Genomic DNA, 18,390 nt, shown 5'->3' with positions numbered 1-18,390 from the left:
AACCCATCCCACAAACCCAGGAGTACTTAGACCGTGAAGAGCGCTGTCGAGAACCTCACCCCCACGCGGGTCAAGCTCAATGTTGAGGTCCCTTTTGAGGAATTGAAGCCCAGCATCGACGAGGCATACAAGACTGTTGCTTCGCAGATCCAGGTCCCTGGCTTCCGTAAGGGCAAGGTCCCGTCCAAGCTGATTGATCAGCGCGTTGGCCGCGGTTACGTCCTGGAGACGGCCATCAACGAAGGCCTCAACGGCTGGTACCAGGCTGCAGTCCAGGAATCCGGCATCCGCCCCCTGAGCCGTCCCGAGGTTGAAATCACCGAAGTTCCGGACCCCACTTCCACGGACGGGGAACTGAAGTTCCACGCCGAGGTTGATATCCGTCCGGAGATCGAACTTCCCGACTACGCCGGCATCAAGGTCGAGGTAGCCGCAGCGGAGTCCTCCGACGAAGATGTTGACAAGGCCCTGGATGAACTGCGCGGCCGCTTCGGCACGCTGAAGTCCGTGGACCGCCCGGCCGCCGATGGCGACTTCCTGACCATCGACATCACCGCCACCATTGACGGCGCCGACGTTGATTCCGCGTCCGGCCTGTCCTACCAGGTGGGCACCGAGACCATGCTCGAGGGCCTGGACGAGGCCGTGACCGGCCTCAGCGTTGACGAGGACGCCATCTTCGAAACCACCCTGGTGGGCGGTGACCACGCCGGCGAGTCCGCCCAGGTGAAGGTTGTTGTCAAGGCCGTCAAGGAGCGCGAGCTTCCCGAAGCCAACGACGACTTCGCCCAGCTGGCCTCCGAGTTCGACACCCTTGCCGAACTCCGTGAGGACCTGGCCAAGCAGGCCGCCGAATCGAAGGTTGTTGAGCAGGGTGTAGAGGCCCGCGACAAGGTCCTGGACAAGCTCGTTGAGCTCATTGAGGTTCCGGTTCCCGACTCCGTAGTTGAAGAGCAGGTCGACGCCCACTTCAAGGAGGGCAACGGCCACGGTGAAGGCGAACACGACACCGAAGAGCACCGCGAAGAGGTCAAGGCCAACACCGCCCGCGCCTTCCAGAACGAAGTCATCCTCGACGCCATTGCCGAAAAGGAAGAAGTCAACGTCAGCCAGGCTGAGCTGATCGACTACATCGTCAGCGCGGCCAGCCAGTACGGCATGGACCCGAACCAGTTCGCCCAGATCATCGATCAGAGCGGCCAGGTTCCCATGATGGTTTCCGAGGTCCGCCGCCGGAAGGCACTGGCCGTTGTCCTGGGCCAGGCCACCGTGACCGACACCGAGGGCAAGACCGTTGACCTCAGCGACTTCGTCCGCCCCGGCGGCGAAGAAGAGGCTCCCGCCGTTGAGGCCGAGTCCGCTGAAGGCACCAACGCCGAGACCGCGGCCACCCCGAGTGACGACCCGGCAGCCGTGAAGTTCTAGCACGCCCCTGGTAGTGCGACTGAAGGCAGCCCCTGGACCTATTGGTCCGGGGGCTGCCTTGGTTAACGGGCTCTCGCAGGGATCGTGCGCCGTCAGCGAACAGCGCGATTCCCGCGAACAAATCGGCCACCAAACCGGTTAGTGTCCAAGTAGTGAAGTTCAGTGATGTCACCGTCACCAGCGAGAGGTAAGTACACATGTCACAGCACGCAGAGGCCCCCCGGATGGCGACTGTAGATCCGGCCGGCCAGGACAACTACATCTACAACCGCCTCCTGAAGGAGCGCATCATCTGGCTGGGCTCCGAGGTGCGTGACGACAACGCCAACGCCATCTGCTCGCAGCTGCTGCTCCTGTCCGCCGAGAACCCGGAAAAGGACATCTACCTCTACATCAACTCTCCCGGCGGCTCCGTGACCGCGGGCATGGCCATCTATGACACCATGCAGTTCATCCCGAACGACGTCGTCACAGTCGCCACCGGCCTGGCAGCCTCCATGGGCCAGTTCCTGCTCTCCTCAGGCACCAAGGGCAAGCGCTACGCCACCCCCAACGCCCGGGTCCTGATGCACCAGCCCTCCGGCGGCATCGGCGGCACGGCCTCGGACATTAAGATCCAGGCCGAGCTGATCCTGCATATGAAGAAGGTCATGGCCGAACTGACCGCGGATCAGACCGGCCAGTCCGTGGATACCATCCTCAAGGACAACGACCGAGACAAGTGGTTCACCGCGCCTGAAGCCCTCGAATACGGCTTCTTCGACAAGATCGCGGCCCACGCCGGTTCCGTCTCAGGCGGCGGCGGAACCGCCAACGCTACCTCCGGCGAGTCAGCCTCCGAGAAGTAACCCGGCACTTAGAACACTTAGATCAGGAGCAACAAAAATGACTTACAACTTCGGATCGACTGCCGGTAATCTTCCGACCAGCCGCTACGTCCTTCCCCAGTTCGAAGAGCGCACGCCTTACGGCTTCAAGCGCCAGGACCCCTACACGAAGCTGTTCGAGGACCGCATCATCTTCCTCGGCGTACAGATCGATGACGCCTCCGCTGATGACGTCATGGCCCAGCTGCTGGTGCTCGAGTCCACCGACCCGGACCGCGACATCACTCTCTACATCAACTCCCCGGGGGGTTCCTTCACGGCCATGACCGCGATCTACGACACCATGACGTACATCCGGCCGGAGATCCAGACCGTCTGCCTCGGCCAGGCCGCCAGCGCCGCCGCCGTGATCCTCGCAGCCGGCACCCCGGGCAAGCGCCTGGCCCTGCCCAACGCCCGTGTCCTGATCCACCAGCCGGCCCTCTCCGGCGGCCAAGGTGGACAGGCCTCGGACCTGGAGATCCAGGCCGCGGAAGTTATGCGGATGCGCGCTTGGCTTGAGGACACGCTGGCTCACCACTCGGGCCGCACCCCGGAGCAGGTCAACAACGACATTGAGCGTGACAAGATCCTGACCGCCGCCGAGGCCCTGGATTACGGCCTCATTGACCAGGTGCTTGATTCCCGCAAGATGAAGCCGCAGGCAATCACCAGGTAGCCAGCCTCTTCGACGGCCGGTGCGGTCCGGTAATTTGGGCCGCACCGGCCTTCGCTTTCCACCCTTGGACGCAATTGTGACCTAGAGTGGAAGATGTCACGGCCGGTCCTCCCAGGCCCGCCACGATTCCAGCAACGGTGCACAGCTGCCTGGCAGCAAGATACTAAAGGGGTTCACATATGGCTCGGATTGGCGAGAGCACGGATCTGCTGAAGTGTTCTTTCTGCGGAAAGAGCCAGAAGCAGGTACGCAAGCTCATTGCCGGGCCCGGTGTCTACATCTGCGACGAATGCATTGAGCTCTGCAACGAGATCATTGAGGAAGAGCTCGCGGAAGTCGCCGATCTGGGAAGCTTCGAGCTGCCCAAGCCCCGCGAGATCTTCGACTTCCTGCAGGAATACGTCATCGGCCAGGAACCTGCCAAGCGTTCCCTCGCCGTCGCCGTCTACAACCACTACAAGCGGATCCAGGCCGGCCACGCCCCCAAGAGCGGCAGCCTCGCCGAGGGCGGCCACCACGACGACGTCGAAATTGCCAAGTCCAACATCCTCCTGATCGGCCCCACCGGCTGCGGCAAAACCTACCTGGCCCAGACACTGGCGCGGCGGTTGAATGTTCCGTTTGCTGTTGCCGACGCCACGGCACTCACCGAAGCCGGCTATGTGGGTGAGGACGTGGAGAACATCCTCCTCAAGCTCATCCAGTCAGCGGATTACGACGTCAAAAAGGCCGAACAGGGCATCATCTACATCGACGAAATCGACAAGATTTCGCGCAAGAGCGAGAATCCTTCCATCACCCGGGACGTCTCCGGTGAGGGCGTGCAGCAGGCCCTCCTGAAGATTCTCGAAGGAACCGTAGCCTCCGTCCCGCCCCAGGGCGGACGCAAGCACCCCCACCAGGAATTCATCCAGATCGACACCACCAACGTGCTGTTTATCGTGGCGGGCGCCTTTGCCGGGCTGGAAGAGATCATCGGTTCGCGTTCCGGACGCAAAGGCATTGGCTTCGGCGCCCCACTCAACGATGCCAGCAACAAGGTGGACTCTTACGGTGAAGTTATGCCCGAGGATCTCCTGAAGTTCGGTCTGATCCCGGAATTCATCGGCCGCCTTCCCGTGATCACCACGGTCTCCAGCCTGGACCGCGACGCCCTCATCCAGATCCTCTCCACGCCGAAGAACGCGCTGGTCAAGCAGTACCAGAAGATGTTCCAGATCGACGGCGTGGAACTCGTCTTCGATGACGACGCCCTCAATGCCATCGCCGACCAGGCCCTGGAGCGTGGTACCGGTGCCCGTGGCCTGCGCGCCATCATGGAGGAAGTGCTGCTCCCGGTCATGTTCGACCTCCCCAGCCGCGAAGACGTGGCCAGCGTGGTCATCACCGCTGACGTTGTCCTCAGCAAGGCCGAGCCAACCCTCATTCCGCACGTGACCAAGCGACGCAAGTCCGCCTGACACGTCCGCCACCCCGCCTGACACTTCCGCCTTCCATCCCCGCATGCCCAGGAACAGAGGACTCACGCATGACTGAAACAACCATCAACCAGGCCGACTTCTGGTTTGATCCGCTGTGCCCGTTCGCCTGGATCACCTCACGCTGGATCGGCGAGGTTGAGGCTGTCCGCGACATCAAAACTGTGTGGCATGTAATGAGCCTCTCCGTCCTGAACGAAGGCCGGGATCTGGAACCCGCATACCGCGAAGGCATGGACAAGGCATGGGGCCCGGTCCGGGTCATCATCGCGGCCCAGGAGCAGCACGGCGACCACGTGGTGAAGCCGCTCTACGACGCCATGGGCACACTGATCCACCTTGGTGGGGAGAAGGACTTCGGCGTTGTCATCAGCAAGGCACTGGCGGAGTGCGGACTCCCGGCCGGCCTGGCAGACGTTGCCACCACGGACGCCTTTGACACCCAGCTGAGGGCCAGCCACGAGGAGGGCATCTCGCTGGTGGGCCAGGACGTCGGCACACCGGTTGTGGCCTTCAACGGAACTGCTTTCTTCGGCCCCGTGCTGACCCGCATCCCGCGCGGCGAACAGGCAGGCAAGCTGTGGGATGCCACCGTCACGCTTGCCTCCTACCCGCATTTCTTCGAGATCAAGCGCAGCCGCAGCGAACGTCCCGAATTCAACTGACGCAGACAGCAAAGAGCCCCGGACGAACTACTCTGATGTAGTTCGTCCGGGGCTCTTGCGCATCCAAACCGTCCGGACAACAATGGTTCTTACCCACTTCGAAAGAAGCGGGACGCAGGAACCAAAGATTCAGTGATATGTATCCGACGCAGCCATCGGCAAAGTCAGATACAAGCTACCAGTGACGAGGTAGGAAGACCTGAAGATCCAAGGATCCTGCCAGACCATCAAAGACGTCACCAGGATGGCCGAAAAGTCGAAGCCCCACCAACGGCAAAACGCTGATGGGGCTTCCCCTTTGCCCAAAAACAGGTCAGGCCTTGGGCTGTTCCTCCGGAGCGGCCAGCACAACGTCGCTGACGGTCAGTTCGCCGTCGCCTGCCACGAGGGTCAGTTCGCGGGCGTTCGAGGCTGCCTTCAGGTCGCCAAGTCCGGCCTTCAGCTGCGTGGTCAGGGATTCCGACGCCGTGATGGTGGCGGAGAGGACCTCGGTGCGCTGCTTGACCTTTGCCTCGGACTTTGCCTTGCGGACACCGCTCAGGGCCGTGCCAACGGTGGCAAGCAGGGTGGTGTCGCCGTCCACGTCCACTGCGGTGGGCCACGGTGCACGGTGTACGGAGCCGTTGCGCCACCAGCCCCAGACCTCTTCGGTGGCGAAGGGCAGGAACGGGGCGAACAGGCGCAGCAGCGTGTCCAGGCTGGTGGCGAGTGCTGCCAGCACGGAGGCCTGCTCAGCGTCGCCGGCGGCACCGTAGGCGCGGTCCTTGATGAGCTCCACGTAATCGTCCGTGAACTGCCAGAAGAAGCTCTCGGTGATCTGCAGGGCCCGGGCGTAGTCGTAGTTCTCGAACGCCTTGGTGGACTGGCGCACCACCTCGGCCAGCTGGGCCAGCACCGCCCGGTCCAACGGGTTGGTCAGGACCGAGAGATCGGTGGAGACCACGGAATTCTCCGTCGCGCCCAGGTTCAGGACGAACTTTGAGGCGTTCAGCAGCTTGATGGCAAGGCGGCGGCCGATCTTCATCTGCGCGATCTCGTACGCAGTATCCGCGCCGAGCTTGGCGGACGTGGCCCAGTAGCGGACGGCGTCGGAGCCGAATTCGTCCAGCACATCGGTGGGAACCACCACGTTGCCCTTGGACTTGGACATCTTCTTCCTGTCCGGGTCCAGGATCCAGCCGGAGATGGCGGCATGCTTCCACGGCGCGGCGTGCTGCAGCGCATCAGCCTGGACTACCGAGGAGAACAGCCAGGTGCGGATGATGTCGTGGCCCTGGGGGCGCAGGTCAAACGGGAAGACCTTGGCGAAGAGGTCCTCGTCCCGGCTCCAGCCGCCCACAATCTGCGGCGTCAGGGAGGACGTGGCCCACGTATCCAGGATGTCGGCGTCGCCGGCGAAGCCACCGGGAACGCCGCGCTGGGCTTCGTCGTAACCCGGTGCGGCATCGGCCGCGGGGTCAACCGGCAGCTGCTCGTCCAGGGGCACGATCGGGGCGTCGTACCGCGGGTTGCCCTCGGCGTCCAGCGGGTACCAGACGGGGATGGGCACACCGAAGAAGCGCTGGCGGGACACGAGCCAGTCGCCGTTCAGCCCGGAGATCCAGTTCTCGAAGCGGGACCGCATAAAGGCCGGGTGGAAGTCGATCTCGTGGCCGCGCGCGATCAGGCGGGCGCGGCGCTCTTCGTCGCGGCCGCCGTTGCGGTAGTACCACTGGCGTGAGGTGACAACCTCGAGGGGTTTGTCGCCCTTTTCGTAGAAGTTCACCGGGTGCATGATCTTCTTCGGTTCGCCGTCGATCAGATCTTCGGCGGCCAGGAGCTCCACCACTGCTTCCTTGGCGCTGAAGACGGTCTTGCCGGCAATGGCTTCGTACGCGGTGCGCCCTGCATCGGTGGTGATCCAGTCCGGGGTTTCGCCGACGATGCGGCCGTCCCGGCCAACGATGGCACGGGTGGGCAGCTGGAGTTCCCGCCACCAGGTGACGTCGGTGAGGTCACCGAACGTGCACACCATGGCGATGCCGGAGCCCTTGTCCGCCTTGGCCAGCGGGTGGGCCTTGACCTCAACCTCAACACCGAAGACCGGGGACGTGACCATCTTGCCGAACAGCGGCTGGTAGCGCTCGTCGTCGGGGTTTGCAACGAGGGCGGCGCAGGCTGCCAGCAGTTCGGGACGGGTGGTCTCGACATAGATCTTTTCGCCGTCTTCGGTGAAGAACGGGTAGCGGTAGTAGGCGCCGGCAACTTCGCGGTCTTCGAGTTCCGCCTGGGCCACGGCCGTGCGGAAGGTGATGTCCCACAGGGTTGGTGCCTCTGCCATGTACGCGTCGCCGGCTGCCAGGTTGGCCAGGAAGGCGCGCTGGGAGACTTCGCGGGAGGCATCATCGATGGTCCGGTACGTCAGCTGCCAGTCCACGGAAAGTCCGAGCTGCTGGAACAGGCTTTCGAAGACCTTCTCGTCCTCCACGGCCAGTTCTTCACACAGCTCGATGAAGTTCCGGCGCGAGACGACGTCGAAGTCGCGCTGGTTCTTGGCGGGCTCGGCCGGAGCACGGTAGCCGGCGTCGTACGGGATGGCCGGATCGCAGCGCACGCCGTAGTAGTTCTGGACGCGCCGCTCGGTGGGCAGGCCGTTGTCATCCCAACCCATCGGATAGAACACGTTCTTGCCGATCATGCGCTGGTAGCGGGCCAGCACGTCCGTCTGCGTGAAGGAGAACATGTGCCCCACGTGCAGGGAGCCCGACGCCGTGGGTGGGGGAGTGTCGATCGAGTAGACCTGCTCCCGGGTGGTGTCCGGGTTGAACTTGTAGGTCCCTTCGGCAAGCCAGCGCTGCGTGAGGGCAGCTTCCAGCCCCTCAAGGGCGGGCTTGTCCGGAACGTTGATAGGGGCGGTGGAGGGCGTGTCTGTACCCTGAGTGTCTTCAGCCATCTGGCAATTGTTTCATGTTCCGGTGGCGCGGCCTGCCGTAGCATGCGGGACATGGGTACAACCGCGGAAAGTTCATACTCAAGCATCGGTAGCTGCTCTGCCGTTAGGGTGGTGCCATGACTGAGGAATCACGGAACGCGACAGCACAGAACCAGGCATCACAAAGCGATTCACCCCAGAACAGGGCGGCGGTGGTTACCGGCGCCAGCACCGGCATCGGCGAGGCGACCGTGCGGGCATTGCGGGAAGAAGGCTGGACGGTATTCGCTGTGGCACGCCGCGCCGAACGGCTGGCCGCGCTGGAAGCCGAAACAGGCGCCGTCGGAATTCCCGCTGACATCACCGAGGACGACGACGTCACCAGGCTCCTTGCCCGCGTCACCGAAGCCGGCGGCGTGGGGACGCTCATCAACATTGCCGGCGGGGCCCGGGGTGCTGACCTGGTGGGCGAGGCCAACACCGAGGACTGGGAATGGATGTTCCGGGTCAACGTCCTCGGCACAGTGAAGCTCACCCGGGCGTTCCTGCCGATGCTCCGCGCCACCGGCGAAGGAACTGTCCTGAACCTGACGTCGACCGCCGGACTGGTGGCCTACGAGGGCGGCGGCGGCTACAACGCCGCCAAGTTTGCCCAGCACGCACTGACCGGTGCCCTCCGGCTGGAAGAGGCGGAGCACAACATCCGCGTCATCGAGGTAGCCCCGGGCCTTGTCCGCACCGAAGAGTTCGCGCTCAACCGCTTTGGTGACCAGGACGCCGCGGAGAAGGTTTACGAGGGCGTGGAGAAGCCCCTGACCGCAGCCGACGTCGCCGACGTAGTGCGCTACGCCGTCAGCGCGCCGCACCATGTCAACCTGGACCAGATCGTGATCCGGCCCGTTGCGCAGGCGGCCACCCACAAGCTGATCCGCAAGCGTTAGGGAAGCTGGATCTCCAGGGTGGCGATCACTGCAGCGTGGTCGGTGCCGCTGACCGGATGGACCGAGTAACCCGAACTTGAAATGTCCGGGCTGGTCACCAAATGGTCCAGAGTCACGCCGGGAAGGCTGTAATCCCGCATCGGCCAGGTGGGGATGAGCCGGCTGCCCAACGCGGTTGCAACATCCACCAGTTTCCGGCCGCCGCCGGCCCCCTCCAGCATCGCGCGGAATTCCCAGTGGTCATATGTCGCGTTGAAATCGCCCGCCAGAAGCGTAGGACCGGCTCCGCTGCTTGCCCGGGCCACAGCTGTAAGGTCACTTCGCCATTGATGAACGGCAATGTCCACGGGCGCGTGCGTGTGCACATTGATGACCGTCAGGCCGGCGCCGGCGCCCGGGTCACTGGTCTCAAGCCGGACAACCGGCATACTGAACGCTGTGTCAGGGACCAGTCCCACCTCCTTGAGTCGGAAAGACGAGTAAACGGCGCTGCCGGCCGCTCCGTTCCGGGGATGGGACACGCGGTGGGGAAGCACGCTGCCCAGGTCCGCACGCGCCAGCCGCTTCTCCAACTCCAGGCTGTGCTCCTGGACGGTCAGCAGGTCAACATGGTGGTCCTGGACCAGCCGGACGATGGCGGCGCTATCAGCACCCCCGAGCCGGGCATTGAGGTTCATGACTGTCAGCTTCGCCGCGGCTGGAGCATCCGGCCCCCGGACCTGGGGGTACCCTCCCTGCCGGGCCAGGAACACTTCCGGCGGGAACAGCCAGGTAAGCTGTGCGATCAGCAGGATTGCGGCCGGCAGGATAGCCCAGGCACGCCGGCTGGGCAGTGCCAGCAACACCGCGGCCGCGGCGAGGAATGCCAGCCACGGCGTAAAGGCCACTACCTGTACCACAAGCGGTGGCCACGGCGCCGGGACAGCGCGGAACCAGGACACCACCACAACCGGTGCCGCAACCAGGCCAGCAGACCACAGCCAGCCGTGGTGTGCACGACGGCCCATCAGGGACCGGAACAAATCGCCCGGGAGACTGTCATGGCACGAGTCTAAGGAGTCGCCGCCCTGGCGTCGCCCGTTGATTGGATCGGCTTTGCGATGAAGCCCAACGTTTACCGTCCAGTCGCACGCCGGCCAGCCCGCTGTGGCCTGACGTTGGCCGCAGGACGGCACCGTTGCAGGCGCAAACTGCACACCACCAGAGTGGAGATTCCTTCCCATGCGCACCCCGATGAAGCTTGGCGCTGCCGTACTCAGCGCAGCCCTGCTCCTCACTACTTCGGTCCAGGCCCAAGCCGCTGACACGAACCCCAACGGCACGGACAACCATTTTGATCTACAGGCCCACCGCGGCGGACTCGGCCTGACCGTCGAATCCACCCTGGCGTCCTTCGCCAAGGGCCTCGAGACCGGCGTGTCCACCCTGGAACTTGACCTCCAGATCACCAAGGACGGCCGCGAAGTGATCACGCACGACCGCAAGATCAGCAACAAGAAGTGCCTCGATACCGCGCCGGTCACGCCGAACGATCCGCAGTTCCCCTATGTTGGCAAGTACGTCAAGGACCTGACCTTCGAACAGGTCCGAAGCCTGGACTGCGGTTCGCTCACCCAGCCGCAGTTCCCGGGCCAGACGGCGTCTCCCGGCGCCAAGATGCCGACTCTGGCCGAGGTTTTTGAGCTCGCCGACGCCCACCGCGCCAGCCAGGTGAAGTTCAACATTGAAACGAAGGTCGAAGCCGGCGCTCCGGCGGAAACCGCCCCGCGCGAGCAGTTCATCGACGTCGCCCTCCGGGAAATCGACGCCGCCCAGATGCAGAGCCGCGTCTCCATCCAGAGCTTCGACTGGGGCTCCCTGCGCCTCGTCCAGCAGCGCGACCCGCAGATCCGCACCGTGGCCCTGACCAACAAGGACTTCCTCCAGGCCGGGCAGCCGGGCAGCTCGCCGTGGCTTGGCGGGATTGACGCCGACGACTTTGGCGGCGACCTCATCGCTGCAGCGTCCTCCCTCGGCTTCGACGCCGTCTCTCCCGTGCACGGCACCCCGCAGAACGGCAAAGTGACCGATCCGGGCTACGTCCCCTACGTCACCGCGGACATGGTGGAGCGTGCGCACGCTGCCGGGATGCAGGTCATCCCGTGGACCGTCGATGACCAGCCCACCATGCGGGCGCTGATCGACACCGGGGTTGACGGGATCATCACCGACTACCCGGACCGGCTCCGCGATGTCATGGCTGCTGCCGGGATGAAACTGCCGCGCGGCTTCTAGTACCGGCCCGGGCGCCCAGCCGCCGTCACTGCGTTTCGCTGCCCGGCGGACCGCGCTGTGCAGTGAAACGCAGTGACTTCTCCGGTAACATCGTCGTATCAGCTTTGACCCGGCCATCACCGGTGAGCTTCCGGAAGAACGCCCCGGCGCAAGGATCAGCACGCGCCAGGGCCGGTAGAACCGGACGGGTAAGCCCGTCACAGCAGTAATGAGCGGCCGGCGCACCAACAAGCTTCCCCCGGAGCATGGTGGAGTGCCGGTAAGTGAGGTGGTACCGCGGTAAGCGTGCAGTCCCAGGACAGTACACGAGCCGTCCTCGCATCCTGAACGGAACCATCCAGCAACGGCTGAGTGGTTCACCAGCTCAACACAGGATGTCGAGAATGACGTATTACCCCAAAGCCTCAGCTTCCCCTTCGGCTGCAGTTTCGAGCGGCGCTGCCGCCGGTGTCTCCGCCTCCGTGAAGTTCCCGGAGATCGAAGAGCGCATCCTGAAGTACTGGGACCAGGACGGCACTTTCCAGGCCAGCATCGACCAGCGAAGCGCCGACGCCCCCGGCGGGCAGCCCGGCAGCAACGAATTCGTCTTCTACGACGGCCCTCCCTTCGCCAACGGCCTGCCGCACTACGGCCACCTCCTGACCGGGTACGCCAAGGACCTCGTGGGCCGCTACCAGACACAGCGCGGCCGCCGCGTTGAACGCCGCTTCGGCTGGGACACCCACGGACTGCCGGCTGAACTGGAAGCCATGAAGCAGCTGGGCATGACGGACAAGACCCAGATCGAGGCCATGGGCATCGATAAGTTCAACGACGCCTGCCGTGCCTCCGTGATGAAGTACGCCGATGAGTGGAAGAGCTACGTCACCCGCCAGGCCCGCTGGGTGGACTTCGACAACGATTACAAGACGCTCAACGTCGAATACATGGAATCGGTCCTGTGGGCGTTCAAGCAGCTGCACGAAAAAGGCCTGACGTACAACGGCTACCGCGTGCTGCCGTATTGCTGGAAGGACGAGACGCCGCTGTCCAACCATGAGCTCCGCATGGACGACGACGTCTACAAGAACCGCCAGGACCAGACTGTCACGGTGACGTTCCCCATCACGGCAGGGGAGTCGGCGCTGTCGAAGCAGCTCGCCGGCGTCCAGGCGCTCGCCTGGACCACCACGCCCTGGACGCTGCCCACCAACCTGGCGCTCGCCGTCGGGCCTTCCATCACCTACGCCGTGCTCCCCGCCGGACCCAACGGCGTCAAGGCCGCTTCGCCGGACGCGCCCGTCACCGGCAGTTTCCTCCTGGCCGCGGACCTGCTGGCCGCGTACGCCAAGGACCTGGGCTATGAGGATGCGGACTCCGCCGAGGCTGCCGTGACGTCAACCCACACCGGCGCCGACCTGGAGGGCCTGGCCTACCAGCCGCTGTGGAACGACTTCAGCGACGACGAAAAGTACGGGACGCAGAACGCCTGGCGCTTCCTCGTGGCCGACTACGTCACAACAACCGACGGCACCGGCATCGTCCATCAGGCGCCCGCCTACGGTGAAGACGACCAGAAGGTCTGTGAAGAAGCCGGCATCCCGGTGGTCCTGTCCGTGGACGAAGGTGCCAAGTTCCTGCCGCTGTTCAGCCACGGCGACCTGCACGACATCGTGGGCCTTCAGGTCTTCGAGGCCAACAAGCCCATCACCCAGGTGCTGCGGGCCCAGGGCCGCCTGGTCCGCCAGGCCAGCTACGAGCACAGCTACCCGCACTGCTGGCGCTGCCGCAACCCCCTGATCTACCGCGCGGTGTCCTCCTGGTACGTCGAGGTCACCAAGTTCAAGGACCGCATGTCCGAACTGAACCAGGACATCAACTGGATCCCCGGCAACGTCAAGGACGGCCAGTTCGGCAAGTGGCTGGCCAACGCCCGCGACTGGTCCATCAGCCGCAACCGCTACTGGGGCAGCCCCATCCCGGTGTGGCAGTCCAGCGACCCGGAATTCCCGCGCACCGACGTCTACGGCTCGCTGGCCGAGATCGAGGCCGATTTCGGCCGCCTGCCGCTGAACAAGGCCGGCGAGGTTGACCTGCACCGCCCGTTCATCGATGAACTGACCCGCCCCAACCCGGACGATCCCCGGACCCCCGAAGAGGGCCAGTCCGTGATGCGCCGTGTCGAGGACGTCCTGGACGTCTGGTTCGACTCCGGCTCCATGCCCTACGGCCAGGTGCATTACCCGTTCCAGAACGAAGCCTGGTTCGACACTCACAACCCCGCGGACTTCATCGTGGAGTACATCGGCCAGACCCGTGGCTGGTTCTACATGCTGCACATCCTCTCCACGGCGCTGTTTGACCGTCCGGCGTTCCGAAACGTCATCAGCCACGGCATTGTGTTGGGCTCGGACGGGCAGAAGATGTCCAAGAGCCTGCGCAACTACCCGGATGTCTCCGAGGTTTTGGACCGTGACGGCTCCGACGCCATGCGCTGGTTCCTGATGTCCAGCCCCATCCTGCGGGGCGGCAACCTGGTGGTCACCGAACAGGGAATCCGCGACGGCGTCCGCCAGGTCATCCTGCCCCTGTGGAACGTGTACAGCTTCTTCACGCTGTACACCAACGCTGCCGACGGCGGAAAGGGTTACGACGCGAAGCTCCGCTACGACGGGTACGCCGACACCCTGGACCAGTACTTGCTGGCCAACACCGGCGACCTGGTCCGCAACATGACCGCCCAGCTGGACAGCTACGACATCTCCGGCGCGTGCGATGAACTGCGCAGCTACCTGGACATGCTCACGAACTGGTACGTCCGCCGCAGCCGCCAGCGCTTCTTTGACGAGAGCGCTGACGCCTTCGACGCGCTGTACACCGCGCTGGAGACCGTGTCCCGCGTGGCCGCCTCGCTGCTGCCGCTGGTCTCCGAGGAGATCTGGCGCGGCCTCACCGGCGGACGCTCCGTGCACCTGGCCGACTGGCCGGACGCGGACCTGTTCCCGGCCAACGCTGCGCTGGTGGAAGCGATGGACCGCGTGCAGCAGATCTGCTCCACCGGATCCTCGCTGCGCAAGGCCGCCAACCTGCGCGTGCGGCTGCCGCTGCAGGAACTGACCGTGGTGGCACCCGGCGCGGATGCGCTGGGAGGCTTCGCCGCCGTCGTCGCCGATGAACTGAACCTGCGCTCCGTGCGCCTGCTGGACGCCGAGAGCGCCTCCCCGGAGGAGTTCGGCATCGAGCAGAAGCTCGTGGTCAACGCACGCGCCGCGGGACCGCGCCTGGGCAAGAACGTCCAGCAGGCCATCAAGGGCGCCAAGTCCGGCGACTGGTCGGTTTCCGACGCCGGAGTGGTCATCGCCGGAGGCCTGGAGCTGGAAACCCAGGAGTACACACTGGAGACCGTGGTGGCAGAATCCGACGGCGGATCGGCTTCGGTAGCTGTCCTGCCGGGCGGCGGATTTGTGGTGCTCAACACCGAGGTCACGCCCGAACTTGAGGCCGAAGGGACGGCCCGCGACATGGTCCGCGCCATCCAGCAGGCACGCAAGGACGCCGCACTGAATGTGAGCGACCGGATCCGCACCACCGTCACGGCCGTTCCCACCGTGCTGGAGGCGCTGCTGGCAAACGCCGAGCTGGTCAAGACCGAAACCCTGACCCTGGAGCTGGCCACAGTTCCGGCTGAGTCAGGCGAACCACGCATCACCGTCGAAAAAGTAGAGGCTTGAGCTATGACTGACGAATTCTCCGTGGAAAGTGTCTACGCCGAGCTGCTGGGGCGTGCGCCGGAAAACAAGATGGAGCCGCGTCTTGCGCCGCTGTTCCGGGCCATGGACGTGCTGGGGGAGCCCAACAAGGCGTTCCCGATCATCCATGTGACGGGGACCAACGGGAAGACCTCCACGGCCCGGATGATCGAGGCCGGGCTGCGCGCGCACGGCCTGAGTACCGGCCGCTACACCAGCCCGCACCTGTCCAAGGTCACCGAGCGGATCAGCATCGACGGCCACCCTGTCTCTGACGAAACGTTTGTCCGGATCTGGGACGAGATCCGCCCGTACCTGCAGATCGTCGACGACGAACTTACCGCTGCGGGGGAGCCGCGTCTCACGTACTTCGAGTGCCTGACCATCCTGGGCTTCGCGATCTTCGCGGACCAGCCGGTCAACGTGGCCGTGATCGAGGTGGGTCTGGGCGGTATCACCGATGCCACCAACGTGGGCGACGGCCTGGTTTCCGTGGTCACCCCCATTTCCCTGGACCACACCGACCTGCTGGGCGACACTACCGAGGACATCGCTTACGAGAAGGCCGGCATCATCAAGCCCGGTGGTTACCTCATCAGTGCGTCGCAGCCCGTTGATGCCGCGCAGGTGCTGCTTGAAAAAGCCAAAGAGGTGGCAGTTCCGTTCCGGTTTGAAGGCGTGGAGTTCGGCGTCGAGTCCCGGACGGTTGCCGTGGGCGGCCAGGTAGTGAGCATCCAGGGCATCGCCGGCCGATACCCGGAACTGCTGCTGCCGCTGCACGGCGCGCACCAGGCCCAGAACGCGGCCGTGGCGGTGGCAGCGCTCGAGGCCTTCTTCGGTGGCGAAAAGGAACTTGACGCCGAGGTGCTGCAGGAAGCCTTCGCGTCCGTCACGTCCCCGGGCCGCCTTGAGGTTGTCCGGACGGCGCCCACCATCATCGTGGACGCGGCGCACAACCCGGATGGCATCAGGGTCTCGGCCGAGGCCATCCAGGAGGCCTTCACCTTCACCCGGCTTGTGCCGGTGGTGGGAGTCCTCAAAGAGAAGGATGCCGAAGAAATCCTGCGCCAGCTCAAGGAGTCCCTGGGAGACCTTGCCGAGGAATACTGCTTCACCCAGTCCAACTCGCCGAGGGCAGTGCCCGCCGCCGAACTGGCCGAACTCGCCGTGGAGATGGGCTTCGGGGAAGACAACGTCCACATCGCGGAGAAACTCGATGACGCCCTGGAATGGGCCGTGGAACGCGCCGAAGCCAATGACGACCTCTCCGGCGGTGTGCTGGTCACGGGGTCCATTACCCTGGTGGCGGAAGCTCGGATCCTGCTCGGAAAGACGGAGGCCTAGCCGTGGCCAAGCTGACCAAAGCCCAGCGCGAATGGCGCCCGGGAATGCCCAAGAAGCGCCGGTCCACCAAGGTGATGTTTGCCTCCACCGTCCTGCTGCTTGAAGCGTTTGTGGTCTTTTTCGCAACGCTGGCCGTCTTTGGACTCAGGCGCGGCGAGTTTCCGCCGGCGCTGATCCTGGGCATCGGCATCGCACTGAGCGTAGTGATGATCCTGGCCTGCGCGGTGCTGTCCAAGCCCTGGGGCGTGGGACTGGGCTGGATCCTGCAGATTGTGCTCATCCTCACCGGCATCGTCGAGCCCATGATGTTCCTTGTTGGCGCGCTGTTCGGCCTTGCCTGGTGGTACGGAATCCGCACCGGCATCAGGATCGATTCCGAAGCGGCAAAGCGCGAACGCGAACAGGCCGAATGGAACGCGGCGCACGGGGACGCCCCGGAAGCCTCGTAGAATTGTCCCGAAACCCACCCATTACGCATTGGAGCAGCTATGACCATTGAGCGCACCCTGGTACTGATCAAGCCCGACGGCGTTGCCCGCAACCTCAGCGGCGCCATCCTGGGCCGCATTGAGGCCAAAGGCTACACCCTCGCCGAACTGAAGAAGGTTGACGCCAGCCGGGAACTGCTGGAGCAGCACTACGAAGAACACGTGGGCAAGCCGTTCTACGAGCCCCTCGTTGAATTCATGCTCAGCGGACCGGTGGTGGCCGCGATCTTCGAAGGCCACCGCGTCATTGAAGGCTTCCGGTCCCTGGCCGGCACCACCGATCCCACCACTGCGGCTCCCGGCACCATCCGTGGCGACTTCGGCCGCGACTGGGGCCTGAAGGCCCAGCAGAACCTGGTCCACGGCTCCGACTCCGTGGACTCGGCCGAGCGCGAAATCAAGATCTGGTTCCAGGACTAACGTCCACCCGCCCACAGCGCGAGCGGACACTTGAGGCCCCGGGAAACCGGGGCCTCAAGTGTCCGTTCGCGCTTGTCCGTTGGCGCCTTCTGTGCGTTTTGTGCGGGGCTCGCGTCAGAAGCCCGAGGTTCCGGCAAACACCTGGATGAAGGCAAAGAAGATGGTGGCGATGACCGCCACGTACAGCAGCGCCGTGATGATCCAGCCCGATTCGCCCAGCACACGTGCAGTACCTGCCGGGACGGGGATGACGCCGTGGACGACGTTGCGGATGGTCACCCAGACGAAGAGCGGGATCATCGCGGCCCAGACAATCATGCAGAACGGGCACAGGACATGGATGTCGTAGAGTGCCTGGGACCAGAGCCACACCACAAACGCGAAGCCGAGCGTCACGCCGGCCTGGAGTCCTGCCCAGTACCAGCGGGCGAACGTGGCGCCGGAGAGCAGGGCCATGCCCACTGTGATGATGACGGCGAACGCCACGATGCCAATAAACATGTTGGGGAACCCGAACGCCGAGCTCTGCCACGTCTGCATGACCTGGCCGCAGGAGATCCACGGATTAACGTCGCAGGCCGTTACGTGATTCGGATCCTCGAGGACGGCGAGCTTTTCCAGGACCAGCGTTCCCGAGGCCAGCCAGCCGATGGCGCCGGTGATGACCATCAGCCAGCCGAGGGGCCGGTTACGTGCCATCGGTGGCACAGTCCCGGGCGTGGCGGGAAAGGGCTCCGCCGCAGGGGAGGCAGCCGGCGTGTCGGTGCCGTGGGAGGAAATGCTGGGCATGGTGTGTGGCGTCCTTTGCTTCGGGTGCTCCTTGCCCCGATTGTAACGCCGGTGACTGGAAGCAGCATTCAGTCAGTGCCCCCAGGTACCGATCCGTTGCCCGTGGTTCCGCCGCCTTTCAGTCCGGGTGTGAGAGAATGAACATGGCTGGAGGCCGACCCACATTCGGACTCCGGTCCGGTGGCTTGTTTCAAGACCGCCAATGATGAGCAGGGCAGGCTTCGGATTCTCTGATCCGGCTTCCCGCAATTCCATTGGTCGGCACCTGGTTGTGGCGTTTAGAACAACGGGTTTCAGGACACAGCCGACGGCTCCCACGGGCTGCCGCACCCCTCTGCCGGTGCGAACCTGGGAGTATCCACTTGACTTCTGTCAACGCCTG

At 64.5% G+C, this 18,390-nt stretch carries 14 protein-coding genes; 11 read left to right on the top strand and 3 right to left on the bottom strand.

Going from position 1 to position 18,390, the window contains the following annotated elements; genetic code table 11:
• The first annotated feature begins 33 nt into the window (after nt 1–33).
• The 5 genes from tig (at nt 34) to ACX80V_RS19045 (ending at nt 5,113) form a co-directional block, all read left to right on the top strand.
• Nucleotides 34–1,425 (top strand): trigger factor, encoded by a 1,392-nt coding sequence (gene tig / locus ACX80V_RS19065; RefSeq protein WP_485844473.1) that lies wholly within the window; start codon nt 34–36, stop codon nt 1,423–1,425.
• A 224-nt stretch (nt 1,426–1,649) separates the two neighbouring features.
• A complete protein-coding gene (locus ACX80V_RS19060; protein WP_058933073.1) occupies nt 1,650–2,273 on the top strand; it encodes an ATP-dependent Clp protease proteolytic subunit in 624 nt (207 codons plus the stop codon).
• Between the two features lie 37 nt (nt 2,274–2,310).
• Nucleotides 2,311–2,970, top strand: a complete 660-nt coding sequence (locus ACX80V_RS19055) for an ATP-dependent Clp protease proteolytic subunit (protein WP_056340578.1) — start codon at nt 2,311–2,313, stop codon at nt 2,968–2,970.
• 179 nt (nt 2,971–3,149) lie between these two features.
• A complete protein-coding gene (clpX, locus tag ACX80V_RS19050; protein ID WP_056340575.1) occupies nt 3,150–4,430 on the top strand; it encodes an ATP-dependent Clp protease ATP-binding subunit ClpX in 1,281 nt (426 codons plus the stop codon).
• Nucleotides 4,431–4,498: 68 nt separating this feature from the next.
• Nucleotides 4,499–5,113 carry a mycothiol-dependent nitroreductase Rv2466c family protein gene (locus ACX80V_RS19045; protein ID WP_485844472.1) on the top strand — a complete coding sequence of 205 codons (615 nt, stop codon included), beginning with the start codon at nt 4,499–4,501 and terminating at the stop codon, nt 5,111–5,113.
• Nucleotides 5,114–5,426: 313 nt separating this feature from the next.
• On the opposite strand, the gene valS is transcribed toward ACX80V_RS19045, so the two are convergent.
• A complete protein-coding gene (gene valS / locus ACX80V_RS19040) occupies nt 5,427–8,045 on the bottom strand; it encodes a valine--tRNA ligase (protein WP_485844471.1) in 2,619 nt (872 codons plus the stop codon).
• Nucleotides 8,046–8,161: 116 nt separating this feature from the next.
• On the opposite strand from valS, the gene ACX80V_RS19035 reads away from it, so the two are divergent.
• Nucleotides 8,162–8,965 (top strand): SDR family oxidoreductase, encoded by an 804-nt coding sequence (locus tag ACX80V_RS19035; RefSeq protein WP_485844470.1) that lies wholly within the window; start codon nt 8,162–8,164, stop codon nt 8,963–8,965.
• Here the strand turns inward: ACX80V_RS19035 and ACX80V_RS19030 are convergent.
• Entirely contained in the window at nt 8,962–9,972 is a 1,011-nt protein-coding gene (locus tag ACX80V_RS19030; RefSeq protein WP_485844469.1) for an endonuclease/exonuclease/phosphatase family protein, read from the bottom strand. The genes ACX80V_RS19035 and ACX80V_RS19030 overlap by 4 nt on opposite strands.
• 214 nt (nt 9,973–10,186) lie before the next feature.
• Here ACX80V_RS19030 and ACX80V_RS19025 point away from each other — a divergent pair, with 214 nt between their 5' ends.
• The 5 genes from ACX80V_RS19025 (at nt 10,187) to ndk (ending at nt 17,219) form a co-directional block, all read left to right on the top strand.
• On the top strand, nt 10,187–11,239 hold the full coding sequence (locus ACX80V_RS19025; RefSeq protein ID WP_485844468.1) for a glycerophosphodiester phosphodiesterase: 1,053 nt from the start codon (nt 10,187–10,189) through the stop codon (nt 11,237–11,239).
• A gap of 383 nt (nt 11,240–11,622) precedes the next feature.
• Entirely contained in the window at nt 11,623–14,949 is a 3,327-nt protein-coding gene (gene ileS / locus ACX80V_RS19020) for an isoleucine--tRNA ligase (protein WP_485844467.1), read from the top strand.
• A gap of 3 nt (nt 14,950–14,952) precedes the next feature.
• The gene (locus ACX80V_RS19015) at nt 14,953–16,311 is read left to right on the top strand and encodes a bifunctional folylpolyglutamate synthase/dihydrofolate synthase (protein ID WP_058932209.1); all 1,359 of its coding nucleotides are present in this window, start codon (nt 14,953–14,955) and stop codon (nt 16,309–16,311) included.
• Nucleotides 16,312–16,313: 2 nt separating this feature from the next.
• Nucleotides 16,314–16,760, top strand: coding sequence for a DUF4233 domain-containing protein (locus ACX80V_RS19010; protein WP_485844466.1), 447 nt, complete (start codon nt 16,314–16,316; stop codon nt 16,758–16,760).
• A 39-nt stretch (nt 16,761–16,799) separates the two neighbouring features.
• Entirely contained in the window at nt 16,800–17,219 is a 420-nt protein-coding gene (gene ndk / locus ACX80V_RS19005) for a nucleoside-diphosphate kinase (RefSeq protein WP_485844465.1), read from the top strand.
• 114 nt (nt 17,220–17,333) lie between these two features.
• Here ndk and ACX80V_RS19000 read toward each other — a convergent pair whose 3' ends face one another.
• Nucleotides 17,334–18,008 carry a vitamin K epoxide reductase family protein gene (locus ACX80V_RS19000; protein WP_485844464.1) on the bottom strand — a complete coding sequence of 225 codons (675 nt, stop codon included), beginning with the start codon at nt 18,006–18,008 and terminating at the stop codon, nt 17,334–17,336.
• Nucleotides 18,009–18,390 lie beyond the last annotated feature (382 nt).

Source organism: Pseudarthrobacter arbutini, assembly GCF_054510915.1.
This window is presented reverse-complemented; position numbering and strand designations above follow the sequence as displayed.